This is a genomic window from Cupriavidus respiraculi, assembly GCF_914271545.1.
Classification (GTDB): Bacteria; Pseudomonadota; Gammaproteobacteria; order Burkholderiales; family Burkholderiaceae; genus Cupriavidus; species Cupriavidus respiraculi.
Window position 1 is genome coordinate 769,099 of the sequence record NZ_CAJZAH010000002.1, and the last position, 24,182, is coordinate 793,280.

At 65.3% G+C, this 24,182-nt stretch carries 24 protein-coding genes and 1 tRNA gene; 6 read left to right on the forward strand and 19 right to left on the reverse strand.

Features of this window, described 5'->3' with window-relative positions; all coding sequences use genetic code 11:
- Window positions 1–60 precede the first annotated feature (60 nt).
- The 12 genes from LDO27_RS11350 to LDO27_RS11405 all read right to left on the reverse strand — a co-directional run bounded on the left by LDO27_RS11350 (window position 61) and on the right by LDO27_RS11405 (window position 12,704).
- Entirely contained in the window at window positions 61–1,314 is a 1,254-nt protein-coding gene (locus LDO27_RS11350) for an NADH-quinone oxidoreductase subunit D (RefSeq protein ID WP_222201475.1), read from the reverse strand.
- Between the two features lie 19 nt (window positions 1,315–1,333).
- Window positions 1,334–1,933 carry an NADH-quinone oxidoreductase subunit C gene (locus LDO27_RS11355; protein ID WP_224041844.1) on the reverse strand — a complete coding sequence of 200 codons (600 nt, stop codon included), beginning with the start codon at window positions 1,931–1,933 and terminating at the stop codon, window positions 1,334–1,336.
- A gap of 1 nt (window position 1,934) precedes the next feature.
- Complete coding sequence (locus LDO27_RS11360; RefSeq protein ID WP_151023252.1) at window positions 1,935–2,417, reverse strand: NuoB/complex I 20 kDa subunit family protein; 483 nt, start codon at window positions 2,415–2,417, stop codon at window positions 1,935–1,937.
- A 6-nt stretch (window positions 2,418–2,423) separates the two neighbouring features.
- On the reverse strand, window positions 2,424–2,783 hold the full coding sequence (locus tag LDO27_RS11365) for an NADH-quinone oxidoreductase subunit A (RefSeq protein ID WP_222201477.1): 360 nt from the start codon (window positions 2,781–2,783) through the stop codon (window positions 2,424–2,426).
- A 168-nt stretch (window positions 2,784–2,951) separates the two neighbouring features.
- Window positions 2,952–3,036, reverse strand: a tRNA-Leu gene (locus LDO27_RS11370).
- A 198-nt stretch (window positions 3,037–3,234) separates the two neighbouring features.
- Window positions 3,235–3,600: a preprotein translocase subunit SecG gene (secG, locus tag LDO27_RS11375; protein WP_222201478.1), complete on the reverse strand. Its 366-nt coding sequence runs from the start codon at window positions 3,598–3,600 to the stop codon at window positions 3,235–3,237.
- A 45-nt stretch (window positions 3,601–3,645) separates the two neighbouring features.
- Window positions 3,646–4,383: a triose-phosphate isomerase gene (gene tpiA / locus LDO27_RS11380; RefSeq protein ID WP_224041846.1), complete on the reverse strand. Its 738-nt coding sequence runs from the start codon at window positions 4,381–4,383 to the stop codon at window positions 3,646–3,648.
- Window positions 4,384–4,480: 97 nt separating this feature from the next.
- Complete coding sequence (locus LDO27_RS11385; protein ID WP_224041848.1) at window positions 4,481–5,485, reverse strand: NAD(P)H-quinone oxidoreductase; 1,005 nt, start codon at window positions 5,483–5,485, stop codon at window positions 4,481–4,483.
- Window positions 5,486–5,636: 151 nt separating this feature from the next.
- Window positions 5,637–7,829: a polyribonucleotide nucleotidyltransferase gene (pnp, locus tag LDO27_RS11390; protein WP_224041850.1), complete on the reverse strand. Its 2,193-nt coding sequence runs from the start codon at window positions 7,827–7,829 to the stop codon at window positions 5,637–5,639.
- 413 nt (window positions 7,830–8,242) lie between these two features.
- Window positions 8,243–8,512: a 30S ribosomal protein S15 gene (gene rpsO / locus LDO27_RS11395; protein WP_222201482.1), complete on the reverse strand. Its 270-nt coding sequence runs from the start codon at window positions 8,510–8,512 to the stop codon at window positions 8,243–8,245.
- A 163-nt stretch (window positions 8,513–8,675) separates the two neighbouring features.
- Window positions 8,676–9,920: a branched-chain amino acid ABC transporter substrate-binding protein gene (locus tag LDO27_RS11400; RefSeq protein WP_224041852.1), complete on the reverse strand. Its 1,245-nt coding sequence runs from the start codon at window positions 9,918–9,920 to the stop codon at window positions 8,676–8,678.
- 75 nt (window positions 9,921–9,995) lie between these two features.
- Window positions 9,996–12,704, reverse strand: coding sequence for an NEL-type E3 ubiquitin ligase domain-containing protein (locus tag LDO27_RS11405; protein ID WP_224041854.1), 2,709 nt, complete (start codon window positions 12,702–12,704; stop codon window positions 9,996–9,998).
- 199 nt (window positions 12,705–12,903) lie between these two features.
- On the opposite strand from LDO27_RS11405, the gene LDO27_RS11410 reads away from it, so the two are divergent.
- A complete protein-coding gene (locus LDO27_RS11410; RefSeq protein WP_222201486.1) occupies window positions 12,904–13,428 on the forward strand; it encodes a hypothetical protein in 525 nt (174 codons plus the stop codon).
- A gap of 88 nt (window positions 13,429–13,516) precedes the next feature.
- Here the strand turns inward: LDO27_RS11410 and LDO27_RS11415 are convergent, their stop codons facing one another.
- The 7 genes from LDO27_RS11415 to LDO27_RS11445 all read right to left on the reverse strand — a co-directional run bounded on the left by LDO27_RS11415 (window position 13,517) and on the right by LDO27_RS11445 (window position 21,113).
- Complete coding sequence (locus tag LDO27_RS11415; RefSeq protein ID WP_222201487.1) at window positions 13,517–15,055, reverse strand: 2-isopropylmalate synthase; 1,539 nt, start codon at window positions 15,053–15,055, stop codon at window positions 13,517–13,519.
- A 326-nt stretch (window positions 15,056–15,381) separates the two neighbouring features.
- Window positions 15,382–15,897 carry a peptidoglycan-binding protein LysM gene (gene lysM / locus LDO27_RS11420; RefSeq protein WP_224041856.1) on the reverse strand — a complete coding sequence of 172 codons (516 nt, stop codon included), beginning with the start codon at window positions 15,895–15,897 and terminating at the stop codon, window positions 15,382–15,384.
- Window positions 15,898–15,967: 70 nt separating this feature from the next.
- Entirely contained in the window at window positions 15,968–16,855 is an 888-nt protein-coding gene (gene pssA / locus LDO27_RS11425) for a CDP-diacylglycerol--serine O-phosphatidyltransferase (RefSeq protein WP_222201489.1), read from the reverse strand.
- 23 nt (window positions 16,856–16,878) lie between these two features.
- On the reverse strand, window positions 16,879–17,523 hold the full coding sequence (locus tag LDO27_RS11430) for a phosphatidylserine decarboxylase (RefSeq protein WP_222201490.1): 645 nt from the start codon (window positions 17,521–17,523) through the stop codon (window positions 16,879–16,881).
- Window positions 17,524–17,726: 203 nt separating this feature from the next.
- Window positions 17,727–18,743 (reverse strand): ketol-acid reductoisomerase, encoded by a 1,017-nt coding sequence (gene ilvC / locus LDO27_RS11435; protein WP_222201491.1) that lies wholly within the window; start codon window positions 18,741–18,743, stop codon window positions 17,727–17,729.
- A 115-nt stretch (window positions 18,744–18,858) separates the two neighbouring features.
- Window positions 18,859–19,350, reverse strand: coding sequence for an acetolactate synthase small subunit (gene ilvN / locus LDO27_RS11440; RefSeq protein WP_222201492.1), 492 nt, complete (start codon window positions 19,348–19,350; stop codon window positions 18,859–18,861).
- Window positions 19,350–21,113 (reverse strand): acetolactate synthase 3 catalytic subunit, encoded by a 1,764-nt coding sequence (locus tag LDO27_RS11445; RefSeq protein ID WP_222201493.1) that lies wholly within the window; start codon window positions 21,111–21,113, stop codon window positions 19,350–19,352. Before LDO27_RS11445 ends, ilvN begins: the two co-directional genes overlap by 1 nt.
- A gap of 362 nt (window positions 21,114–21,475) precedes the next feature.
- Between LDO27_RS11445 and LDO27_RS11450 the strand changes: the two genes are divergently transcribed.
- The 5 genes from LDO27_RS11450 (at window position 21,476) to LDO27_RS11470 (ending at window position 24,048) form a co-directional block, all read left to right on the forward strand.
- Window positions 21,476–22,039, forward strand: a complete 564-nt coding sequence (locus tag LDO27_RS11450; protein WP_224041858.1) for an RNA polymerase sigma factor — start codon at window positions 21,476–21,478, stop codon at window positions 22,037–22,039.
- Entirely contained in the window at window positions 22,036–22,467 is a 432-nt protein-coding gene (locus tag LDO27_RS11455) for a DUF3619 family protein (protein WP_222201495.1), read from the forward strand. Before LDO27_RS11450 ends, LDO27_RS11455 begins: the two co-directional genes overlap by 4 nt.
- A 1-nt stretch (window position 22,468) precedes the next feature.
- Window positions 22,469–23,239 (forward strand): DUF3106 domain-containing protein, encoded by a 771-nt coding sequence (locus tag LDO27_RS11460; protein WP_224041860.1) that lies wholly within the window; start codon window positions 22,469–22,471, stop codon window positions 23,237–23,239.
- A 99-nt stretch (window positions 23,240–23,338) separates the two neighbouring features.
- Window positions 23,339–23,653 carry a type II toxin-antitoxin system Phd/YefM family antitoxin gene (locus LDO27_RS11465; RefSeq protein ID WP_222201497.1) on the forward strand — a complete coding sequence of 105 codons (315 nt, stop codon included), beginning with the start codon at window positions 23,339–23,341 and terminating at the stop codon, window positions 23,651–23,653.
- Complete coding sequence (locus tag LDO27_RS11470) at window positions 23,650–24,048, forward strand: type II toxin-antitoxin system VapC family toxin (RefSeq protein ID WP_224041861.1); 399 nt, start codon at window positions 23,650–23,652, stop codon at window positions 24,046–24,048. The genes LDO27_RS11465 and LDO27_RS11470 overlap by 4 nt, the downstream gene beginning before the upstream one ends.
- The last annotated feature ends 134 nt before the right edge of the window (window positions 24,049–24,182 follow it).

Sequence of the window (24,182 nt, forward strand, 5' to 3'; positions counted from 1 at the left end):
CGATGGCGGGCTGCGGGCGCCGGCGTCCGGATCGTCGTCCGGGGCCGGCGGCCTGTGTCCTTAGCGGTCGATCTCGCCGAAGACGATGTCCTGCGTGCCGATGATCGTGACCGCATCCGCGATCATGTGGCCCTTGGCCATTTCATCGAGCGCCGACAGATGCGAGAAACCCGGGGCGCGAATCTTGAGCCGGTACGGCTTGTTCGCGCCGTCCGAAATCGCATAGATGCCGAACTCACCCTTCGGGTGCTCGACCGCCGCGTAGGTCTCGCCTTCCGGCACGTGCGCGCCTTCGGTAAAGAGCTTGAAATGGTGGATCAGCTCTTCCATGTTCGACTTCATCTCGACCCGCGACGGCGGCGTAACCTTGTGGTTGTCGCTCATCACCGGGCCGGGATTGCGCCGCAGCCATTCCACGCATTGCTTGATGATGCGGTTGGACTGGCGCATTTCTTCCACGCGCACCAGATAGCGCGCATAGCAGTCGCCGCCCACGCCGACCGGCACATCGAAATCCATGCGGTCGTACACCTCGTAGGGCTGCGTCTTGCGCAGGTCCCACGCGATGCCCGAGCCGCGCAGCATCGGGCCGGTAAAGCCCAGCTGCAGCGCGCGTTCGGGACTGACCACGCCGATGTCCACCAGACGTTGCTTCCAGATACGGTTATCGGTCAGCAGCGTCTCATATTCATCGACGTACTTCGGAAAACGGTTCGTGAAGTCCTCGATGAAGTCCAGCAGCGAGCCGGAGCGCGCCTCGTTCATCGCCTTGATCGCGCGCTCGTTATGGACTTTCGACGCCTTGTATTGCGGCATCGTGTCGGGCAGGTCGCGATAGACGCCGCCCGGGCGGTAGTAGGCCGCGTGCATGCGCGCGCCGGACACCGCCTCGTACATGTCGAACATGTCCTCGCGTTCGCGGAAGGCGTAGAGGAAGACCGCCATCGCGCCCACGTCGAGGGCGTGCGAGCCGATCCACATCAGGTGGTTCAGCAGGCGCGTGATCTCGTCGAACATCACGCGGATGTACTGCGCGCGGATCGGCACGTCCAGGCCGATCAGCTTCTCGATCGCCATCACGTAGGCGTGCTCGTTGGCCATCATCGACACATAGTCGAGACGGTCCATGTAGGGCACGCTCTGGATCCAGGTCTTCTGCTCGGCCAGCTTCTCGGTGGCACGGTGCAGCAGGCCGATGTGCGGGTCCGCGCGCTGGATCACCTCGCCGTCCAGCTCCAGCACGAGCCGCAGCACGCCGTGCGCCGCCGGGTGCTGCGGACCGAAATTCAGGGTGTAATTCTTGATATCTGCCATCGCGGGTTCTCAGTGCGGGTCAGTGCTTCAGGCCGCCGTAGTTTTCCTCGCGGATCACGCGCGGCGTGAGCTCGCGCGGCTCGATGGTGACCGGCTGGTAAATGACCCGCTTCTGCTCGGGGTCGTAGCGCATCTCGACATAGCCCGACGTCGGGAAATCCTTGCGGAACGGGTGTCCGACGAAGCCATAGTCGGTCAGGATGCGGCGCAGGTCCGGGTGGCCTTCGAAGATGATGCCGAAGAAGTCGAACGCCTCGCGCTCGAACCAGTTCACCGAATTCCAGACGTCGATCAGCGACGGCACCACCGGCACGTCGTCATCCGGCGCGAACACGCGCACGCGCAGGCGCCAGTTGTGCGTGATCGACAGCAGATGCGTGACCGCGGCGAAACGGGGACCGTCCCAGGCACCGTCGCCGTAGGCGGAATAGTCCACGCCGCACAGGTCCAGCAGCAGTTCGAAACGCAGCGAAGGTTCGTCACGCAGGATGCGGGCTGCATCGAGATAGTCCTCGGCCTTGACGATCAACGTCAGTTCGCCAAGGTTCTCGACCAGCGTCTGCACACGGTTGCCGAGGGCTTTTTCCAGCGCGGCCTTGAGGGTATCGAGCTTTGCCATGTCAACCCTTGCGCGCGATGGTGTTGGTGCGGCGGATCTTGTTCTGCAGCTGGATGATGCCGTAGATCAGCGCTTCGGCCGTCGGCGGGCAGCCCGGCACATAGATGTCGACGGGCACGATGCGGTCGCAGCCGCGCACCACCGAATACGAATAGTGATAGTAGCCGCCGCCGTTGGCGCACGAGCCCATCGAGATGACCCAGCGCGGCTCGGCCATCTGGTCGTACACCTTGCGCAGCGCCGGCGCCATCTTGTTGCACAGCGTGCCGGCAACGATCATCACGTCGGACTGGCGCGGCGACGGACGGAAGATCACGCCGAAGCGGTCCATGTCGTAGCGCGACGCGCCCGCGTGCATCATTTCCACGGCGCAGCAGGCAAGGCCGAACGTCATCGGCCACAGCGACCCGGTGCGGGTCCAGTTGATCAGCTTGTCAGCGGTAGTCGTGACGAAGCCTTCATTGAGAACGCCTTCGATTGCCATATCACATCACTCCCAATCGAGCGCGCCCTTTTTCCAGATGTAGACGAAGCCCACGATGAATTCCAGCAGAAACACGCCCATGGCGATGAAACCAGGCCAACCGATATCCTGGAGCGCGACGCCCCACGGAAACAGGAAAGCGGTTTCGAGATCGAACAGAATGAACAGGATAGCGATGAGGTAGTAGCGCACGTCGAACTTCATGCGCGCGTCCTCGAACGCTTCAAAGCCGCACTCGTATGGCGACAGCTTCGCCGAGTCGGGCTTGTTCGGGCCGAGAATACGGCCGATCGACATCAGTGCAACGCCGAGCACGACGCCGAACACGATGAAAATAAGGACGGGGAAATAGGCTTCGAGATTCAAGGTACGGCCAGCCTTATCTGGAATGTTGTCAACAGCACCAGCTCAAGCGGCGTCCTGTTGCCCACCCCAAGCGCCCAGCGCCATTGCGCAGAACCACGGCGCCGCCTTGCGGACTGCCGGAACCCCTCGTCGGGGCATTGCCCGGGAGCGGATTCCGATCAAGTTGTTTGGTGCCGACGGCGAGACTCGAACTCGCACAGCTTTCGCCACTACCCCCTCAAGATAGCGTGTCTACCAATTTCACCACGTCGGCTGGGGGAGAAACAATATTGCCTGGCGCCGGGTTTCAAGCCCTTCGGAACTCTGACTTGCGGCGCATTTTAGCGCAACCGCATGGCCGGGGAACCGTCGCTGGGGAATCGTTTCAAGCCTCGCATTCTAACCCATGAAACCCGTTTTGTTCAACGCACAATCGCAAAAATCTTCGGGAATGCAGGGCCGCGAAGCCGGATTATTTCGGTACTGCGGGAGCGCCCGGAGCCGATGCCGCAACGCCCGAAGCCGCCGGCGCCGAAGCAGCCTGCGGGGCCGGCGCGACCTGCGGCGCGGCGCCCATCACACCCAGCGAAGCGGCCGGCTTGTAGTTGCCCAGCAGCGTCAGCGCCAGCGTGCAGATGAAGAACAGCGTGGCCAGCACCGCCGTGGTACGCGACAGGAAGTTGGCCGAGCCGGTGGCGCCGAACAGGCTGCCGGAAGCGCCGGAGCCGAACGCCGCGCCGACGTCGGCGCCCTTGCCGTGCTGGAGCAGCACCAGGCCGATCACGCCCAGTGCGGAGAGCACCTGCGCGACCATCAACAGAGTCTTGAAAATTGCCATTTGATTCGATTCACTTGCCTGATCAGACGATCGGTACGGCCGGCATCAGGCGTTGCCGATCGCGAGAAAATCTTCCGACTTCAGCGAGGCGCCCCCGATGAGGCCCCCGTCGATGTCGGGCATGGAAAACAGTTCGGCGGCATTGTCGGGCTTGACGCTGCCGCCATACAACATGGCCATTCGCTCGGCCACGCCGGCATCGCGGGCGGCCACGCGGGAACGCAGGAAGGCGTGGACGGCCTGGGCCTGCGCGCTGCTGGCGGTCTTGCCGGTGCCAATGGCCCACACCGGCTCGTAGGCCAGCACGATGCGGCCAAGCTGCTCGACCGACAGCGCATCGAGCACGGCCTGCAACTGGCGGCCCACCACGGCCTCGGTCTGGCCAGCCTCGCGCTCGGCCAGCGTCTCGCCGACGCAGACCACCGGAACGATGCCGAATTCCAGCGCCCGCAGGGCCTTGGCGGCAACGGTGGCATCGGACTCGCCATGATAGGACCGGCGCTCGGAGTGCCCGACCAGCGCATAGCTTGCGCCAAATTCGGCCAACATGGAGGCGGCCACCTCGCCGGTAAATGCGCCACGCGCCTCGGCGGACACGTCCTGCGCACCCCAGGCCACCTGAGTGCCCGTCAGCAACGCCTGGCATTGGCCCAGATACGGGAACGGGGCGCACACCGCAAGGCGGGCGCTGGCGGAGGCCGCCTTGATGCCGTTCAGCAGGGCTTCGTTGGTGGCCAGGCTGCCATGCATCTTCCAATTGCCGATGACGAGCTTTTGTCTCACGGGAGCGCCTCTCAGGATCAAACCCGCTATTGTAGCGCGGCGAATACTGGGGCGCTACGGCGGCGGGTCGAAAGACCCGCGCCAAGGCAGTTGCCACTTACCAGGTCAGCACGATCTTGCCGATATGCTCGCTCGACTCCATCAGCCGATGCGCGTCGGCCGCCTGCGCGGCCGGGAAGACCTGGTGGATCACGGGCTTGATCTCGCCCGCCGCGAGCAGCGGCCACACCTGCTCATGCAGGGCCTTGGCGATCGCGCCCTTGAACGACGCCGGACGCGGACGCAGCGTGGAGCCGGTGATCGTGATGCGGCGGCGCAGGATGTCGCCAAGCGGAATCTCCGCCTTGGCGCCGCCCAGCAACGCGATGACGACGATGCGGCCGTCGTCCGCAATGCACGACAGTTCGCGCGCGAGGTACGAGCCGGCCACCATGTCGAGAATCACGTCGACACCCTTGCCGCCCGTCAGTGCCTTGACCTCGGCGGCGAAATCCTGGGTCTTGTAGTTGATGGCATGATCGGCGCCCAGGTCCAGGCACGCCTGGCACTTTTCCGCGCTGCCGGCCGTCACGAAAACCTTGAAGCCCAAGGCCTTGGCGATCTGGATCGCGGTCGTGCCGATTCCGCTCGAGCCGCCCTGGATCAGCAGCGTCTCCTCCTTGCCGCGCGGACCGCGACCCAGATAGCCGCGGTCGAACACATTGCTCCACACCGTGAAGAACGTCTCGGGCAGCGCCGCCGCCTCGATATCGCCAAGCCCTTCCGGCACCGGGAGGCACTGGGCCGCCGGCGCGACGCACAACTGCGCATAGCCGCCGCCCTGAACCAGCGCGCAGACGCGGTCGCCGACCTTCAGGCCGAAGCGGTTGTCGGCGTGCGAGAGATCGCCGCCAACCACCTCGCCGGCCACTTCGAGGCCGGGCAGGTCGGAGGCGCCCGGCGGCACGGGATAGTTGCCGGTGCGCTGGAACACATCGGGACGATTGATGCCCGCGGCGGTCACGCGAATCAGGATCTCGCCCGGGCCCGCGACCGGGTCGGGACGCTCGGTAAGTTGCAGGACTTCGGGGGCGCCGTATTCTCGGATCTCGATGGCTTGCATTGCTGCTCCTGGCTGATGCGGCGCGGCGCGGCGCGGCCGCATGATGATGTGTCTGGAATCGTGGACAGTGGGGCCCCTGAGGGACTCGCGGCAGTGTAAACAAAAAAACGGCTGGACATCGCCAGCCGTTTTTCCCGCAGCAACCGCGTACTTACTGTTGCTGGTCCTGCTCGGATTGTTGCTGCTGTTGCTGCTCGCCCGGCGCGGCGGCCGGTGCGTCGCCGCCGGCGATCGGGGCGATGGTGCCGCCCTCGTCCGCCATCGCGGCCTTCAGCGACAGGCGCAGACGGCCCTTCTCATCGGCCTGGATCAGCTTGACGCGCACCTGCTGGCCTTCCTTCAGCCAGTCCTTGATGTCCTTGACGCGCTCGTTGACGATCTCGGAGATATGCAGCAGGCCGTCCTTGCCCGGCAGGATGTTCACGATGGCGCCGAAGTCCAGCAGCTTGAGCACGGTGCCGCTGTAGATCTTGCCCACCTCGGCTTCCGCCGTGATGCCCTCGATGCGGCGCTTGGCCTCGGCCATGCCTTCGGTCGAGGTCGAGGCGATCGTGATCGTGCCGTCTTCCTGGATGTCGATGGTCGTGCCGGTTTCCTTGGTCAGCGCCTGGATGGTCGAGCCGCCCTTGCCGATCACCTCGCGGATCTTGTCCGGATGGATCTTCATGGTGATCATGCGCGGCGCGTGCTCCGACAGCTCGGTGCGCGCGTGGCCCATCGCTTCCTGCATCTTCGACAGGATATGCAGGCGCCCTTCCTTGGCCTGCGCCAGCGCGACCTGCATGATTTCCTTGGTGATGCCCTGGACCTTGATGTCCATCTGCAGCGCCGTGATGCCGCTGTCCGTGCCGGCCACCTTGAAGTCCATGTCGCCGAGGTGATCCTCGTCGCCCAGGATATCGGTCAGCACCGCGAACTTGTTGCCTTCCAGGATCAGGCCCATCGCCACGCCGGCCACATGGGCCTTGATGGGAACGCCCGCATCCATCAGCGCCAGCGAACCGCCGCAGACGGACGCCATCGACGAGGAACCGTTGGACTCGGTGATTTCCGAGACCAGGCGGATCGTGTAGGCGAACTCGTCGTCCTTCGGCAGCACCGGGATCAGCGCGCGCTTGGCCAGGCGGCCGTGACCGATTTCACGGCGCTTGGGCGAGCCCACGCGGCCCGTTTCGCCGGTGGCGAACGGAGGCATGTTGTAGTGGAGCATGAAGCGGTCGCGGTATTCGCCGGACAGCGCGTCGATGATCTGCTCGTCGCCCTTGGTGCCGAGCGTGGCCACGACCAGCGCCTGCGTCTCGCCACGGGTGAACAGCGACGAACCGTGGGCGCGCGGCAGCACCGAGGAGCGGATCTCGATCGGGCGCACCGTGCGGGTGTCGCGGCCGTCGATACGCGGCTCGCCGGCCAGCACCTGGCCACGGACGATCTTCGCCTCGATGTCGAACAGGATATTGCCCACCTCGACCTTGTCGGCTTCCACGCCGGCTTCGGCCAGGCGCGTCTGCACGGTCGCGTAGACTTCCTTCAGCTTCTGCGAACGCGCGGCCTTCTGGCGCAGCTGATAGGCTTCCTGCAGCAGCGGCAGCGCAACCTCGCCGACCTTGGCGATCAGCGGTTCGTTCTTGGCCGCGGCTTCCCACACCCACTCCGGCTTGCCGCCTTCGCGCACCAGATCATGGATGGCGTTGATTGCGACCTGCATCTGCTCGTGGCCGTAGACCACGGCGCCCAGCATCACTTCCTCGGACAGCTGGTTGGCTTCCGATTCCACCATCAGCACGGCGCGCTCGGTACCGGCGACCACCAGGTCCAGTTCGGAGCTGGCCAGTTGCGAGCGGGTCGGGTTCAGCAGGTACTGGCCGTCCTGGAAGCCGATGCGGGCGGCGCCCACCGGGCCATTGAACGGAATGCCCGACACGGCCAGCGCGGCCGAGGCGCCGATCAGCGCGGGGATGTCGGCGGGCACTTCCGGGTTCAGCGACACCACGTGGATCACCACCTGGACGTCGTTGTAGAAGCCTTCCGGGAACAGCGGACGCAGGGGCCGGTCGATCAGGCGCGAGGTCAGCGTTTCGTTTTCCGACGGGCGGCCTTCACGCTTGAAGAAACCACCGGGAATCTTGCCGGCGGCATAGGTCTTCTCGATGTAGTCGACGGTCAGCGGGAAGAAGTCCTGGCCCGGCTTGGGCTGCTTGGCGGCCACGACGGTCGCGAGCACCACGGTATCTTCCACATCGACCAGCACAGCGCCGCCTGCCTGGCGGGCGATTTCGCCGGTTTCCATGCGGACCGTATGCTGGCCCCACTGGAATTCCTTGACGACCTTATTGAACATGGTCATGAGCGTTCCTTTGATCTGCTTGCACTAGCGTGCGTAGCCCGCGTTTTCAGCCGCGGGCAAACTGCCGGATCGCTGTCGGACGCAGTCACAGGGAAGTGCTATGCCATTCCAGCGCGCCACCGAGGGTGCCGATAACGCGTTGGAATGACACAAAGCCCCGATTCCTTGGCCGACTCCGGTGTCAAAAAACGAAAAGAACGAAATAAATTACTCCGTCGCACACCCTGGCGCAACGGGCGACGGACCGTGCGGTCCATTGCCTAAAGTGAAACGACCATCACAGCAGGAAGGCGGCGCCGGGGCGATGCGGGCGCCAGAAAAGCAAAATGCCTGCATCAGCAAGCTGACGCAGGCATCGTGGCTTCACGCGAAGGCGTGCGGTGCTTCGACTCGTGCCGCCATCCGACTGGTCCTTACTTACGCAGGCCCAGTGCTTCGATCAGAGCGCGGTAGCGGTCCGCATCGTTGGACTTCAGGTAATCCAGCAGGCGACGACGACGGCTCACCATGCGCAGCAGACCGCGGCGGCTGTGGTGATCCTTCATGTTGGCCTTGAAGTGGGGGGTCAGTTCGTTGATGCGCGTGGTCAGCAGGGCCACTTGCACTTCCGGGCTGCCGGTATCGTTGGCTGCGCGGGCGAACTTCTTGATGACGTCCGACTTTTTGGTATCTGCAATCGACATGATGTTTCCTTTCACTTGCGAACGCTGCAGCGCGGGATGCGCCGCATGCGTCGTGCTCTGTGCCGCCGGAGCCACTGCCCGAAAATCGGGCGGCGCTGTCTGACGACAAGCCGCGGATTATAGCCCAACTCTTTCCCGCAGGGAAAGCCGGGCGTCCGGCCGGCTAGAAGCGCTCCATCTTGCAGGTCGTCGGCAAGGTGGTCTGCGCCGCCTTGAGCCGCTTCACGGTACGGAAGCCGTAGCCCGAGCCCTCGTTGTCGAAGCGAACTTCCCCGCCCTGCCGCCCCATCACCGATACGTAGAGCGGCTGGATGACCTGATGGTCGGACGCGCGCACGGTGGCTTCATGGAATTCATTGACGAAGCGCATATCCTCCAGCGCCCGCGCGACCTTGACGGCATCGGTGGAGCCGGCGCTCTCGATCGCCCGCGCCAGCATCTCGACCATCATCTGCATGCGCAGGTGGACATAGTCGTCCTTCGGGTCGGGATAGCGCGTACGGAAGGCCTGGTAGAAGGCATCCGAGGCCGCCCCGCCGACATTGGGATGCCACTCGGCGACCGCCAGCACCTTGTCGACGCCCGCGTCCCCCATCGCCGCCGGCGCGCCAAGGCCGTTGCCGTAGAAGGTATAGAACTTCGCGCCCAGCCCGCCCTCGCGGGCCGCCTTGACCATCAGCGTCAGGTCGTTGCCCCAGTTGCCGGTGATCACGGCGTCCGCGCCGCTGGCCTTGATCTTCGCGATGTAGGGAGCGAAGTCCTTGATCTTGCCGATCGGGTGGAATTCGTCGCCGACGATGCGGATGTCGGGCCGCTTGGCGGCCAGCATGTCCCGCGCGAAGCGCGAAACCTGATGGCCGAAGCTGTAGTCCTGCGCGATCAGGTAGACGCGGCGAACGCTGGTGTCCGCGCGGATCACCTCGGCCAGCGCCTGCATGCGCATGTCGGCGCTCGCGTCGAAGCGGAAATGCCAGAAGCTGCAGTTCTCGTTGGTCAGACTCGGATCCACGGCCGAGTAGTTGAGGTACAGCACCCGGGCGTCGGGCTGGCGGGCATTGTGGCGATTGACCGCGCCGACGAGCGCGCCGGCGACCGCAGAGCTGTTGCCCTGGAGCACGAAAGGGATGCGCCGGTCGACCAGGCCGCGAAACTGGATCAGGCTCTCGTCGACATTGCCCTTGCTGTCGAACAGCACCAGTTCCATGGGCCGCTGGCCCTCGGCGGTCTTCACGCCACCGCGTGCGTTGACCCGGTCCACCGCAAGCCGAAGATTGCGCACCACCGCCTCGCCCGCGTTCGCGAACGCGCCCGACATGCCTTCCACCACGCCAAGCCGGATCGGCTCCTGCGCCGAGGCGCTGGCCGCAAGAGCCAACAGGCATGCGCCCAGCCATCCCTTCCAATACATCGATCGACCTCCGCCAAAGCGCTGCATGGTAAGGCAGCGGCCAGGGCGTGGCAATGGATGCGGCCATGGCCAGGGTCAAAGCAATTCCGTCGACAGTTTCATATAGAGGTCCGCCTTGATCTGTTGCTCGCGGGCGTTGATGGCATCCAACACGTCGGCGTACTCGGCCTCCGACAGCCGGGTCGGATCCGGATGGTGCGGCGGGAAGGCCCGCCCACTCCCCCCGTTCGCCGCCGCTGCGCCTTGCAGGTAGGTGCGCCGGAAATACGCGGCGTCCTTGCCCGGGCGCGCGTCGGCGGGAGCGGTGTCGCTGCCTTCGCCATCCGCGCCCAGCGCGGCCAGGGCGGCCATTTCCTCCTTGACGGTCACGGTCGCGGCGGCGAATTGCCCGGCGTACGCGCTTTCCAGGTGCCGACGCCAGAACGGCAACTCCATGGCGAAGAAGCGGGCGAGCTGGCGCTTGTCGTTCTCTCCTTCGCGGATGTGGCGCATGGCCGCGTCGACCTGCTGTTCGGTCACATCGGCACGGTAGAGCATTCTTGCGATCGGGACCGGAAAATCGACGCCGCGCCCTGCGCACTCCAACTGGTATTTCAGCCGAACCTCGATTTCATCGACGTAGCCGCGCCGTTCGGCGAGATCCGCGGCCACCGACTCCTCCAGACGGCGCGCCCGAAAGTACTTCTTTCCGATCTCGATCCTCGCGCGCTCGAGGCTTTGCGCGCCGCGGTCGGCGTACTCCTTGTCCAGCGCGTGGACCAGACACTGGCTCTCGATCTCGTTGAATGCGAGCGCAACGCGATCGCCACACGATCCCAGGCCGTCCGCCGCCAGCTGGAAACACTCGGCCCGCAGCGCCGCGTCCTGCCGAACGGCCTCCAGCACGCGTTGCACCCGCGATACGTAGTGGTTCCACTGGGCGCAGTCGACGCCCGGCGGCGTGCGGTCTCTCGCCTTGGCGGCATCCTCGTATTCCGCCGTCATTGGCAGCCGCTCCAGCAAGGCCGCGAAGGAGTCCGCCGTCCTTGTCTGCACCATCTCGTTCGCGCTCCCTACCCGTTGTTGGTAGGCCGAGTTCCAGATCCGGTGCCTGGTTTCCTCCGTCGTGGCAGCCGGCAGCCACCTGACGCGGCGGTCGGCCTCCGCCTTTGCTTCCGCGAGCATCTGGGCCTTGACCGGCGCCGCATCGGCCATCAGGGCGGCATCCCAGGAGCCGCACAGCGTCTCGAGGTCCACGTCGCTCATGTCGGGATACCAGGCGGCCAGCGCGCCGCTCAGCCCGCATTTCGGCGTAAACCGCAGCTGTCGTGCCGGAGGCGGCGGGGCTAGATCGGTCTCCCATGGGGCCCGCATGGCGCCGCGGACCGGCCGGTTGGCCTGTGGAGCCCGATCATAGTGAACCCGTGCGCGCGTGGCAGGCATGGCCGGTACGCCGTTCGGTCCCGCGAACGAAATGGGATTGGCCGTCAAATCCACTTGGCACAATTCGTTCAGGCCGGACAGTGCTTCGGGAAACGCGGTGAAGCTGTTCCCGCGCAAGCCGAGGGAGACCAGGCGCGACAGGCGTCCGATGGACGCCGGCAGCGTAGCGAGCCGCTGCATCGCCAGGTCGAGTTCGCGCAGCGACGGCAAGTCGCCTATCGTGTCCGGCAATTGTGTGATCCGGGGGTGATCGTCCAACGCAACCGCTCGCATATGGATGACCAGGAGCCCTTGCGCGAGCGAAATGGAAGCCGGCAACGACGAGAATCGGTTGTAGTCGAGTTTCAGCACGGTGAGATGCGGAAGATGCCGGAAGACACTGTCGGGCAACGACGTCAACTGGAAGTAAGCCAGGTCCAGAACCTTCGACCCGCCCGAGCATGCCCATATTCTCGATACACCAAGAAGCCGTTTGCCTCGCTGCTCCGGCGATTCGGCCCCCTCGACCCATGGAACCAGATCGTTGAGCAGGGATAGCGACGAGCACAGGTCTTCGAACTGCGGTCCGGTGTCGATCGCCGAAATTCCGTCGACCATTCGCAGCGCCCATGCGGCAAAGGAACGCGCTACGGCGGCCGCTTCCGGCTCGGCCGGCTCCGTGGCAGCGGCCTGGAAGAACGCATGGAGTCGCGACAATTGTTCGGCGAGCAACGGCATTCGTGCGCGCTGCTCTGCGGTGGGCGGCAACGGTGCGCCGGTATCGCGCGTGCCCTCGGGCTCGCCCAGCCGGTAGTCGCGGGCAAGCGCCGGGATGTCGAACATGGCCTTCACGCCGTTGAAGCAGGCGAAATCACGATTTGCCGTGGTTCCCGAGACGCCATGACAGAGGAAACGCAGGAACCGCCTCCACGAGGGCAGCCTCGCCTCCGTGACGTCGACCCACTTTCCGTTCGAGCCGTCCTTTGCCCAGTCGATCCGGAGCAGGCGTTCCGCCCCGTCCGCGCCCAGGACCTTCAGCAGTCCTCCGCTCGCGAGGTGGCGGCCGACGGTGGCGCGGTCAATATGGTCGCCATTGACCGACAACGTTGCCGCGCTCAGCAATGCCCCGAACCGGAGCGCGGACGCAATGCTCCTTTCGACAGCGCGGACGCCGGCTTCCCGGCGGCCTTCCGTCAAGGGCTTGACGTAGGCGGCGGTATAGTCGCGCGCCCATTTGATCTTGAACGTCAGATCTCCCACCCTGAACGGCACGCCCTTTGCCATTGCCGCGATATGGCAGCGTAGGGCCAAGCCGGTGCTCAGCGCGGCGACATCTTGGAAAACTGGAATGTCCGGCATCGGGTTTTTTGTCTGTTCGGTCACGTTAGGGGGGCGGGACAGAGCCGCGATGCGCTGACCGGCCGGTCGCGGCATCGCACGCCGCAAGGGCACGAGTGTGTGCCGCGATTCCATCCGGGTCTTACGGAAACTGCCGTGGTCTTTGCGGGCCCGACATGGGCACGGAAAATCTTCGGCGCTACACTGTCGGAAATCGGACAAAGCAACCGTTTGAGGAATCGCCATGAACGGATTCGAACGCGCTCGCCGCTGGCTGGCGCTCGCCGTGGCAGGCACGGCCCTGTCGGCCTGCGTATATTTGCAACCGGTGCAGGAAGCGCAAAGGCTGGTCGGCGCCCCAGAGAGCGCCGTGCGCGCAAGGTTCGGGGAGCCCACCGACATCTTCAAGCTGTCGGACGGCCGGGTCCGCTGGATCTATTCCAAGCAGCCGCTGGGCCGCCAGGCCTATGCCGCGGACTTCGATACCGCAGGCAATCTCGTCAGCTTCCGCCAGATGCTGACCACGCCGGAACTGTACAAGGCGCAGATCGGCACCTGGACCAAGCGCGACGTGGCGGAGCATTTCGGCCTGCCGCGCGAGCCGACGTCGTACTTCCCCCTGATGCGCCGAGAGGTCTGGTCCTACCGCTTCCTGCACGAGGACAACTGGCCCTCGATGTTCAACTTCTACTTCGACGACGGCGGCGTGCTGCGGCAGACCCAGATCACGCCGGATCCGCTGGCGGACCCGCGCGAAAGCCGGCGCTGACAGCGCTTTGCCCGCGTAGCGGACGCCCCAATGAAAAAGGCCGGGCAATCGCCCGGCCTTTTTCGTGCCCTTCCCCGCTACCCGCGCATCAGATCTGCGGGTTGATCTTCTGCACCGCCTTGTCGTGCAGCTTGTTCAGGGCGGCCAGGTACGCCTTCGCCGTGGCGGCGACGATGTCCAGGTCGGTGCCCACGCCGTTGACGATACGGCCCGCCTTCGACAGCCGCACCGTGACCTCGCCCTGCGCCTGCGTGCCGGTGGTGATGGCGTTCACCGAGAACAGCACCAGTTCCGCGCCGCTGTTGACCTTGCCTTCGATCGCATGCAGGGTCGCGTCGACCGGACCGTTGCCCTCGCCTTCGCCGCTGTACTCCTGGCCGTCCATATTGAACACGACGCGCGCCTTGGGCCGCTCGCCGGTCTCCGAGTGCTGCGACAGCGAGACGAAGCGGTAGTGCTCGTTGGCATCGTGGGCCTCGTCCGAGACGATGGCCATGATGTCCTCGTCGAAGATCTCGGCCTTTTGGTCCGCCAGTTCCTTGAAGCGGGTGAAGGCGGCATTGACCTCGGTCTCGCTCTCCAGCGCGATGCCGAGTTCCTGCAGGCGCTGCTTGAACGCGTTGCGGCCGGAGAGTTTGCCGAGCACGATCTTGTTCGCGGTCCAGCCCACATCTTCCGCCCGCATGATCTCGTAGGTATCGCGCGCCTTGAGCACGCCGTCCTGGTGGATGCCCGAAGCATGCGCGAAGGCGTTGGCGCCCACCACGGCCTTGTTCGGCTGCACCACGAAACCGGTGATCTGCGATACCAGCTTGGAGGCCGGCACGATCTGCGTGGTGTCGATGCCCACATCGAGGTCGAAATAATCGCGGCGGGTCTTGACCGCCATCACCACCTCTTCGAGGCTGGTGTTGCCGGCACGCTCGCCCAGGCCATTGATCGTGCATTCGATCTGGCGCGCGCCGCCCAGCTTGACTGCGGCCAGCGAGTTGGCGACGGCCATGCCCAAGTCGTTATGGCAGTGCACGGACCAGACCGCCTTGTCCGAATTCGGAATGCGCTCGCGCACCGAGCGGATCAACGCGGCGTAGCCCTCCGGCACCGCGTAGCCCACCGTGTCGGGCAGGTTGATGGTGGTGGCGCCTTCGTCGATCACCGCCTCGAGCACGCGGCACAGGAAATCCATGTCCGAGCGGCTGCCGTCTTCCGGCGAGAACTCGATATCGTCGGTGAACTGGCGCGCGAAGCGGACGGCGAGGCGGGCCTGTTCATAGACCTGGTCCGGCGTCATGCGCAGCTTCTTCTCCATATGGAGCGCCGAGGTTGCGATAAACGTGTGAATGCGGAACGAGTTCGCCGGCTTCAGCGCCTCGGCGGCCCGCGCGATGTCCTTGTCGTTGGCGCGAGCCAGCGAGCAAATGGTCGAGTCCTTGACGGCCTGGGCGATCGCCCGGATCGCCTCGAAGTCACCGTTCGAGCTGGCGGCGAAGCCGGCCTCGATCACGTCCACCTTCAGGCGCTCCAGCTGACGCGCGATGCGGATCTTTTCCTCGCGGGTCATGGACGCACCGGGCGACTGCTCGCCGTCGCGCAACGTGGTATCGAAAATAATGAGTTTGTCGGACATGGTGGGGCTCCTGGCTAGTCTTTGTGTCTTGGCCTGTCTCTCGCATGCCGCCAACACTCGGTGGCAAAAATCGCGGGCGAAAAACAAAACGCCCCGGCGTGCGAGATGCAGGCCGGGGCGTGAATGAATCCTGTGTGACTTTACGCGAGGTCTGTGAATTCCCTCAGCGCGCACGCGTCCCGACCTGATGGCTTAGTAGGCCACCTAGGAGGATGCTGGCGAATAGGGATTGCATGGACTGGCGCGAAATCATGCCAGCGAATATAGCCGAGATGCCAGCGGCACGCAACACGGGTTTTCGATCGGACCGATAGGCCCGGCCGGCGTCATGGCTGCGCCGGAATGCGCAGCTTCTGCCCCGGGTAGATCTTGTCCGGGTGCGACAGCATCGGCTTGTTGGCCTCGAAGATCGCGTTGTAGGCGTTGGCATTGCCATAGAACTTCTTGGCGATCGCGGACAGGGTGTCGCCCTTGGCCACGGTATGCCACTGCGACGCCGTCGATTCGATATTGACCGACATCTTGTCCTCGACCCGCTCCACGCCCTGCACATTGCCGGCGCACAGGACGATCTTCTCCCGCGTAGCCTGGTCCGGGGCCACGCCGAATACCGTGGCCAAGCCCTGGCCGCCGTCCACCTGCACCATCAGGCCCGTCGCATCCAGTCCCATCTTCCGGATATAGGCTTCGATGGCGTCGCCGGCCGCGCGGTTGGCGGCATCGGCAGTGGCCGCCGCATCGTTGGCCGGCGCGGGTGCGGCCGGGGTCGACGGCTGCGCCGCCTTGGCGTGACCGCCAAACAGCTTTTCGCCTGCGTCCTTGATGAAATCGAGCATGCCCATGATCGTCTCCTGTCAGTGAATGCACCAAAAAGCAAAAAGGCGCCGAAGCGCCTCTTCCCTTACCACGTCGTCACGACACCTTGCCGGTGTCGCGCGCCTTCGACACCCCGGCCGGGTCGCCATGCATGGCGCGCCAGCCCCACAGCACGTAGCCAGAGATCGCATAGCCGACGAACAGGCCGAACAGCGCCACCGGCGGATCGCTGGACACCACGACGAACAGCACCAGGACCAGCACCATCACGCCGAAGGACACGCGGTGCCGCACATCCAGCGCCTTGCCGCTGTAGAACGGCGCGTTGGTCACCATCGACAGCCCGGCGTACAGGGTGATGGTGAACGCCACCCACGGCATCCACAGCTCCCGCACCGGCAGCTTGTTGTCGATGGCCAGCCAGACGAAGCCCGCGACCAGCGCGGCCGCGGCCGGGCTCGGCAAACCCTGGAAGAAGCGCTTGTCGACCACCCCGATATTGGCGTTGAAGCGGGCGAGCCGCAGCGCGGCGCAGGTGCAATAGACGAAGGCGGCAATCCAGCCCCACTTGCCCAGGTCCTTCAGGATCCATTCGTACATCACCAGCGCGGGCGCGACGCCGAACGAGGTCATGTCCGACAGCGAGTCGTACTGCTCGCCGAAGGCGCTCTGGGTGTTGGTGATGCGGGCCACGCGACCGTCCATGCCGTCGAGCACCATCGCGGCGAAGATGGCGATGGCAGCCGCGTCGAAGCGCATGTTCATCGCCTGCACGATGGCGAAGAACCCGGCGAACAGCGCCGCGGTGGTGAATGCGTTCGGCAGCAGATAGATGCCGCGCCGGCGGGGACGCACATATTCGATGTCCGGATCGTCGACGTCGTCGAGATCGTCATCGTCGGCGCGCAGCTGGTTGTGGCGAAACGGACGCAGATGCGTCACGTTGCCGGCTCCGCGCTTGTTGCGGCGATTGAAAGCACCCATGCCGAGTCTCCCGTGAATCGCGCTTAGTCGAGTTCGGCCAGGATGGTCGACGACGCCGACACCTTTTCACCGATGGTGACGCGCGGGCGGGCCTCCAGCGGCAGATACACATCCACGCGCGAACCGAAGCGAATAAAGCCGTAGCGTTGGCCGCGCGATACCATCTCGCCCGGCCGGGTGTAGCAGAGAATGCGGCGGGCGATCAGGCCGGCCACCTGCACCAGCGTCACGACCTTGCCGTCGGCCGTGCGGCGGATCACCACGGCATTGCGCTCGTTCTCGGTGGAGGCCTTGTCCAGGTCGGCGTTGACGAACTGGCCCGGAAAGTAGTCGATCTTCTCGACGGTGCCATCGACCGAGACGCGGTTCGAGTGGACGTTGAACACGTTCATGAAGACGCTGATCTTCAGCGCCTCGCGGCCGGCATAGGGATCCTGCGTTTTCTCGACCGACACGATGCGACCGTCGGCGGGCGCCAGGATGGCGTTGGGCTGGGTCGGGATCGGGCGCGGCGGATCGCGGAAGAACTGAAGGATGAACACCGTGATGATCCACAGCGGCAGCGCCCACCAGAATCCCGCGCTGGCGTGCACCAGCAGGGTAATGACAAAGGCGCCGCCAAGAAACGGCCAGCCTTCACGGGCAATCAACGGATGAGGGTAGTTCATGCAGTGGAGGTGATTCGGTGATCAAAGTCTGACAAGGATAACAAAAAGCCGTCCAGCCTCCCCCCGGAAGCGATCCCGTTCGCCGGAATCGCGGGAAAACGCTGAACGGCTCGGGCTGGCCCGGTGTTCCGGGCCAGCCGTGCGCGCGGCGGGCGCCGCGTGCCAACGCTGCAGGGCGGCCGTTGCGCACGGCCGCCGGACCATCAGTTCTTCGACTGGTCGACCAGCTTATTCTTGGCGATCCACGGCATCATCGCGCGCAGCTTCGCACCCACTTCCTCGATCTGGTGCTCGGCCGTCAGGCGGCGGCGCGAGATCAGGGTCGGCGCGCCGGCCTTGTTCTCGAGCAGGAAGCTCTTGGCGTACTCGCCGGTCTGGATGTCGGTCAGGCACTGCTTCATGGCCTTCTTGGTCTCCTCCGTCACCACACGCGGGCCAGTGACGTACTCGCCGTATTCGGCGTTGTTGGAGATCGAGTAGTTCATGTTGGCGATGCCGCCTTCATAGATCAGGTCGACGATCAGCTTCAGTTCGTGCAGGCACTCGAAGTAAGCCATTTCCGGCGCGTAGCCGGCTTCCACCAGCGTCTCGAAGCCGGCCTTGATCAGCTCGACGGTACCGCCGCACAGCACGGCCTGCTCGCCGAACAGGTCGGTTTCGGTCTCTTCGCGGAAGTTCGTCTCGATGATGCCGGCACGGCCGCCGCCGTTGGCGGTGGCGTACGACAGCGCGATGTCGCGTGCGGCGCCCGACTTGTTCTGGTGCACGGCGATCAGGTGCGGCACGCCGCCACCCTGGCTGTACGTCGAACGCACGGTGTGGCCCGGGGCCTTCGGCGCGATCATGATCACGTCGAGGTCGGCGCGCGGGATCACGGCGCCATAGTGCACGTTGAAGCCGTGGGCGAAGGCCAGCGCGGCGCCTTCCTTGATGTTGTCGTGCACTTCGTTCTTGTACACGTCGGCGATCTGCTCGTCCGGCAGCAGGATCATGACCACGTCGGCGTTCTTGACGGCCTCGGCCACTTCCTTGACTTGCAGGCCGGCGTTGACGGCCTTGTTCCACGACGCGCCGTTCTTGCGCAGGCCGACGGTCACCTTCACGCCAGAATCGTTCAGGTTCTGCGCATGGGCGTGGCCCTGCGAACCGTAGCCGATGATGGTGACGTTCTTGCCCTTGATCAGGGACAGGTCGGCGTCCTTGTCGTAAAACACTTTCATGATGATTCCTTCGCTCTATTTGTATATGTGGAGGGCGGCGTCGCCGCGTGCTCGTGGCACCGCGGCGTCGCCACTGGATACTGCAATGATGGGTATCGGTGCTTCGACTTCGGACTCAGACCTTCAGGATGCGCTCGCCGCGGCCGATGCCCGAGCCGCCGGTACGGACGGTCTCCAGGATGGCGGTGCGGTCGATGGCGTCCAGGAACGCATCCAGCTTGCTGCCGTTGCCGGTCAGCTCGATGGTGTACGTCTTCTCCGTCACGTCGATGACGCGGCCACGGAAGATATCGGCGGTGCGCTTCATCTCCTCGCGTTCCTTGCCGACGGCGCGCACCTTGACGAGCATCAGCTCGCGCTCGATATGCGCGCCTTCGGTCAGGTCCACGACCTTGACCACTTCGACCAGCCGGTTCAGATGCTTGGTGATCTGCTCGATCACGTCGTCGGAACCGGAGGTGACGATGGTCATGCGGGACAGCGAGGCGTCCTCGGTGGGCGCCACGGTCAGCGTCTCGATGTTGTAGCCGCGCGCGGAAAACAGGCCCACCACGCGCGACAGGGCGCCTGGCTCGTTTTCCAGCAGGACCGAAATGATGTGTCGCATCACAGGTCCTCCGCGCCGAGCAGCATTTCGGAAATGCCCTTGCCGGCCTGCACCATCGGCCACACGTTTTCGGTGGGGTCGGTCTGGAAGTCGAGGAACACCGTGCGGTCCTTCAGGCGGAAGGCCTCGCGCAGCGCCGGCTCGACGTCGGCCGTGCGTTCGACGCGCATGCCGATATGCCCGTAGGCCTCGGCCAGCTTGACGAAGTCGGGCAGCGCGTCCATGTAGGAGTGCGAGTAGCGGTTGTCGTACTCGATCTCCTGCCACTGCCGCACCATGCCGAGATAGCGGTTATTGAGCGCGCAGATCTTGACCGGGGTGTCGTACTGCAGGCAGGTCGACAGTTCCTGGATGCACATCTGGATCGAGCCTTCGCCGGTGATGGTGACGACTTCCTTGTCCGGAAACGCCTTCTTGATGCCCATCGCGTAAGGCAGGCCCACGCCCATCGTGCCCAGGCCGCCGGAATTGATCCAGCGGCGCGGCTCGTCGAACTTGTAGAACTGCGCGGCCCACATCTGGTGCTGGCCCACGTCGGAGCAGACGAAGGCGTCGCCCTTGGTCAGTTCCCAGATTTTCTCGACCACATACTGCGGCTTGATGATCTCGGACTTGCGGTCGTACTTGAGGCAGTCCACCGAACGCCATTGCTCGACCTGGTCCCACCACTTGGCGAGCGGCTCGCGCTTCGGCTTGGTCTCGCTGGCCTGCAGCTGGCTGATCATTTCCTGCAGCACGTCCTTGACGTTGCCGACGATTGGAATATCGACCTTGACCCGCTTCGAGATGGACGACGGATCGATATCGATATGGATGATCTTGCGCGGCTGCGAGGTGAAATGCGCCGGATTGCCGATCACGCGATCGTCGAAGCGCGCGCCGATGGCGATCAGCACGTCGCAGTTCTGCATCGCCATATTGGCTTCGTACGTGCCGTGCATGCCCAGCATGCCGACGAACTGGCGGCTGGTGCCGGGGAACGCGCCCAGGCCCATCAACGTGTTGGTCACGGGATGGCCGGTCAGCGCGGCGAACTGGCGCAGTTCCTCGCTGGCATTCGCCAGGATGACGCCGCCGCCCGCGTAGATCAGCGGGCGCTCGGCGGACTGCACCAGCGCCAGCGCCTTGCGGATCTGGCCGGAATGGCCCTTGTTCACCGGGTTGTACGAGCGCATGTCGACCGCCTTGGGGTACTCGTACTTGCAGGCGTTGCGCGATACGTCCTTCGGGATGTCGACGACCACGGGGCCGGGACGGCCGGTGGCGGCGATGAAGAAGGCTTTCTTGATGGTGGCGGCAAGATCCCGCACGTCCTTGACCAGGAAGTTGTGCTTGACGATCGGGCGGGTGATGCCGACCGTGTCGCATTCCTGGAAGGCGTCCTGGCCGATCGCGTGCGTGGGCACGTTGCCGGTAATGACGACCATCGGAATCGAGTCGAGGTAGGCGGTGGCAATGCCGGTGACGGCATTGGTCACGCCCGGGCCGGAAGTCACCAGGGCGACGCCGACCTTGCCCGTGGCGCGCGCATAGCCATCCGCCGCATGGACGGCAGCCTGCTCGTGGCGCACCAGGATGTGCTCGATTTTCTTTTGCTTGTAGAACTCGTCGTAGATATACAGCACTGCGCCGCCGGGATAACCCCAGACGTACTCGACGCCTTCTTCGGCAAGTGCGTGAACGAGAATTTCCGCCCCGATCATTTCGGGTGCGGCAGATGAATTGCTGTCTGCGTGGGAGAATTCCGCGCTGGGCATGTTCATTTCAGTCCTTTGCAATTTTCGGCAAAAAATTGTTCGGATGCTCTCTACCGGGCTTGTGGCACGGGTTCAAGCGGTGCGCGTCTGCATGAGAGACCGCCTCATAAGCGGCCAATTGAGACAACCACTGATGTCGTGAACCGCCGATGATACTTCATCGATACAGCGTGGTCTACGGTCTCGTGTCGTAATGGGGCCACCCGCCGCCGAACCGGCGTATCCGCGCATCGCGGCTGACGCGCGGACGCCACAACCGCCGAATCTTTGCTAGCATCGCCGCACTTTGTGATTCCGGGACGCCACCGAAGGCACCCGCACGCCGCGCCCTGCCCGCGTGCCGCCGGCCCCACCCAGCGCCCCCCTGCATGGCAACCGAACAGGAACTCTCCGACTTTCTCGCCGCCGTCGAACGGCGCGCCTTCAAGCAGGCCGTATTCGCGGTGCGCGACGACGAAGCCGCGCTCGATATCGTCCAGGACGCGATGATCAAGCTGGCCGAGAAATATGGCGACAAGGGCGCTGGCGAGCTGCCGCCCCTGTTCCAGCGCATTCTCCAGAACACCATCCACGACTGGTTCCGCCGCCAGAAGGTGCGCAATACCTGGGTTTCGCTGTTTTCCAGCCTGCGCGACGAGCGGGACGACGACGGCGACCTGCTGGAGACGCTCGAGGGTCAGCCGGGCTCGGCGGCCGCCGAGAGCAGCGCCGACCAGTTCGAGCGCACGCAGACCATGCAGATCATCGAGCAGGAAGTCCAGCGCCTGCCGGCGCGTCAACGGGAGGCCTTCCTGCTGCGTTACTGGGAGGATATGGACGTCGCGGAGACGGCCGCTGCCATGGGTTGCTCCGAAGGCAGCGTCAAGACGCATTGCTCCCGCGCGACGCACGCGCTTGCGCAGGCATTGCGCACGCGGGGATTCCGACTATGACCAGCAGACACCAGACCGATATCGAGCAACGCCGGCTGGCCCAGCACGTCCGCACCGCGCTGGACGCCTCCGCCGACCAGATCCGACCAGACATCGCCGAACGGCTCGCCGCCGGGCGGCGCATCGCGCTCGCGCGCCGCAAGGTGACCGCCACGGTCCGCGCGCCGCAACTCGCGGCCGCCGGTGGACGCGGCACCCTTGGCGACGAATCGTTCGGCTTGCACCGGGTGGGCGACTGGCTGCGCCGCCTTGGCCTGCTCTGGGCCGTGGCCGCCCTGGCGGCGGGCCTGGCCGGCATTTACGACTGGCAGCAGCAGCAACGCGTGGACGAACTGGTGGACCTGGATGCCGCCATGCTGCTGGACGACCTGCCGCCGTCGGCCTATGCCGACCAGGGCTTCCACATGTTCCTGAAGGACGACGAGTGAGATGAGCGCTCGCCCGACCGACGCGTCCGACGCCCCCCGGCCCGCCTCGCCGGCCGCCCGCACAGGCGGCGCGGCCCGGCTGCCGTGGTGCGCCACCCTCGCCGCCGCCGTGTGGTGCGGACTGGCGGCGCTGGCGCACGCGCAGCCGGCGGGCGGCAGCGGGACCGGCGCCGGCGCGTCCGGCAAGCCGGCGCAAGCGGTCGCGGCGCGCCCAACCTGGGCCGAACTGAGCGCCGAGCAGCGGCATATCCTCGCCCCGCTGGCCGGGCAGTGGGACAACCTGGCCGAAATCCACCGCCGCAAATGGCTGCAAATCGCGGTGCGCTACAAGCGCATGGCGCCCGCGGAACAGCAGCGCCTGCAGACCCGCATGGGCGAATGGGCGGCCATGACGCCCGAGCAGCGCCGGCTGGCGCGCGAGAACTACCAGATCACGCGGTCGCTGCCGTCCGACGTCAAGGCGCAGGCGTGGGACAAGTACCAGCAGTTGCCCGACGAGAAGAAGAAGGAACTGGCCGACGCGGCCCGCGTGCCCGCCCGCCCCGGCGCGGTCAGCGCCCTGCCGTCGGCCAAGCCGCTGTCGGCCCAGGCCAGCCGCAAACGCGCGCCCGAACCGGTGGCCGCGGCCAGCCATGCCACCCCCGCGCCCGCGTCCGATCCGGCCGCCGTGGAGACGGCCCAGACCGAAACCGCCCCGGGTACCGACGTGCCGCGCGAGGCGGTCACCGAAGGGGTAGCGGCGCCGGCGGACGCCGTACCGGTGCGGCAGTAAGGCGACTTGAGGTTATCGGCTGCTCGTCCGCTGCGCCCCGGGGACACCACGCCACCTTGGTAGTTATACTCGTCGAACTTGTGAGCGAAGAGGCGAGGTATGTCGACGGTCAATTTGCAGAAGGCGCAGTCCGAGCTGCCGTCGCTGGTCGACGCGGTTGTAAGGGGCACGGAGGCCGAAGTCATCATCGAGGGCCGTGACGGCGCCCCCGCCGCCGTGCTGTTGGCTTTCTCTCCGGCACTGAGGGCCGCGCTCCATCACCTCACCGCCGCCCCGGCACTGCGGGAACCGGCCGCGGCGCCACCGGAGGGCAAGCGCCGCCTTGGCGTAGCGGCCGGCAAGTACCGGATTCCAGCCGACATTGATCGAGCCAATGAAGATATCCGAAGGATGTTCGAAGGGGAATCGGATTGAATCTCCTGCTCGACACCCACATAGCCCTCTGGGCGCTTTATCAGCCATCGTCTCTTCCCGCGACTGCCCGTTCGTATCTGGAGGACCCCAGCAACGACCTCGCCGTCAGCGTCGCGGCGGTCTGGGAAGTCGCAATAAAGAACGCCAAGGCGCCAGACAGCATGCCGGCCCACCCCGCCGAATTCACGGCTGACATCGATGCCGCCGGCTGGAAGGTACGGTCCATCGAGGTGGGCGACGTGATCCGGTTGCATGGCTTGCCGGCCATCCACAGCGACCCGTTCGATCGGCTGATGATCGCCCAGGCCATGTCGCACGGACTGGAACTGTTGACCGCAGACACCAAGATCGCCGCATACCAGAGCCATCCGGACACACGCATCATCGCGGTTTAGCGACACCGCGCCCCATCCGGGGAGGCGCGCCGCGGTCTTCGGATTCCACGTTTGGCATAATGCCGCTGCCCCGATGGCGCAGCCTCGTCGCGCCCTGCGTTGGCGGCAGGTTCGCCGCTGCGCTGCCTAGCTCC

Excerpts from the sequence above, each read along its gene's own strand:
- LDO27_RS11350 (WP_222201475.1), bottom strand. The coding sequence starts at position 1,314 with ATGGCAGATATCAAGAATTACACCCTGAATTTCGGTCCGCAGCACCCG.
- LDO27_RS11355 (WP_224041844.1), bottom strand. The coding sequence starts at position 1,933 with ATGGCAAAGCTCGATACCCTCAAGGCCGCGCTGGAAAAAGCCCTCGGC.
- LDO27_RS11360 (WP_151023252.1), bottom strand. The coding sequence starts at position 2,417 with ATGGCAATCGAAGGCGTTCTCAATGAAGGCTTCGTCACGACTACCGCT.
- secG (WP_222201478.1), bottom strand. The coding sequence starts at position 3,600 with ATGGCAATTTTCAAGACTCTGTTGATGGTCGCGCAGGTGCTCTCCGCA.
- LDO27_RS11385 (WP_224041848.1), bottom strand. The coding sequence starts at position 5,485 with ATGCAAGCCATCGAGATCCGAGAATACGGCGCCCCCGAAGTCCTGCAA.
- pnp (WP_224041850.1), bottom strand. The coding sequence starts at position 7,829 with ATGACCATGTTCAATAAGGTCGTCAAGGAATTCCAGTGGGGCCAGCAT.
- rpsO (WP_222201482.1), bottom strand. The coding sequence starts at position 8,512 with ATGTCGATTGCAGATACCAAAAAGTCGGACGTCATCAAGAAGTTCGCC.
- LDO27_RS11400 (WP_224041852.1), bottom strand. The coding sequence starts at position 9,920 with ATGTATTGGAAGGGATGGCTGGGCGCATGCCTGTTGGCTCTTGCGGCC.
- LDO27_RS11410 (WP_222201486.1), top strand. The coding sequence starts at position 12,904 with ATGAACGGATTCGAACGCGCTCGCCGCTGGCTGGCGCTCGCCGTGGCA.
- LDO27_RS11415 (WP_222201487.1), bottom strand. The coding sequence starts at position 15,055 with ATGTCCGACAAACTCATTATTTTCGATACCACGTTGCGCGACGGCGAG.
- lysM (WP_224041856.1), bottom strand. The coding sequence starts at position 15,897 with ATGGGCATGCTCGATTTCATCAAGGACGCAGGCGAAAAGCTGTTTGGC.
- pssA (WP_222201489.1), bottom strand. The coding sequence starts at position 16,855 with ATGGGTGCTTTCAATCGCCGCAACAAGCGCGGAGCCGGCAACGTGACG.
- LDO27_RS11430 (WP_222201490.1), bottom strand. The coding sequence starts at position 17,523 with ATGAACTACCCTCATCCGTTGATTGCCCGTGAAGGCTGGCCGTTTCTT.
- ilvC (WP_222201491.1), bottom strand. The coding sequence starts at position 18,743 with ATGAAAGTGTTTTACGACAAGGACGCCGACCTGTCCCTGATCAAGGGC.
- ilvN (WP_222201492.1), bottom strand. The coding sequence starts at position 19,350 with ATGCGACACATCATTTCGGTCCTGCTGGAAAACGAGCCAGGCGCCCTG.
- LDO27_RS11445 (WP_222201493.1), bottom strand. The coding sequence starts at position 21,113 with ATGAACATGCCCAGCGCGGAATTCTCCCACGCAGACAGCAATTCATCT.
- LDO27_RS11450 (WP_224041858.1), top strand. The coding sequence starts at position 21,476 with ATGGCAACCGAACAGGAACTCTCCGACTTTCTCGCCGCCGTCGAACGG.
- LDO27_RS11455 (WP_222201495.1), top strand. The coding sequence starts at position 22,036 with ATGACCAGCAGACACCAGACCGATATCGAGCAACGCCGGCTGGCCCAG.
- LDO27_RS11460 (WP_224041860.1), top strand. The coding sequence starts at position 22,469 with ATGAGCGCTCGCCCGACCGACGCGTCCGACGCCCCCCGGCCCGCCTCG.
- LDO27_RS11465 (WP_222201497.1), top strand. The coding sequence starts at position 23,339 with ATGTCGACGGTCAATTTGCAGAAGGCGCAGTCCGAGCTGCCGTCGCTG.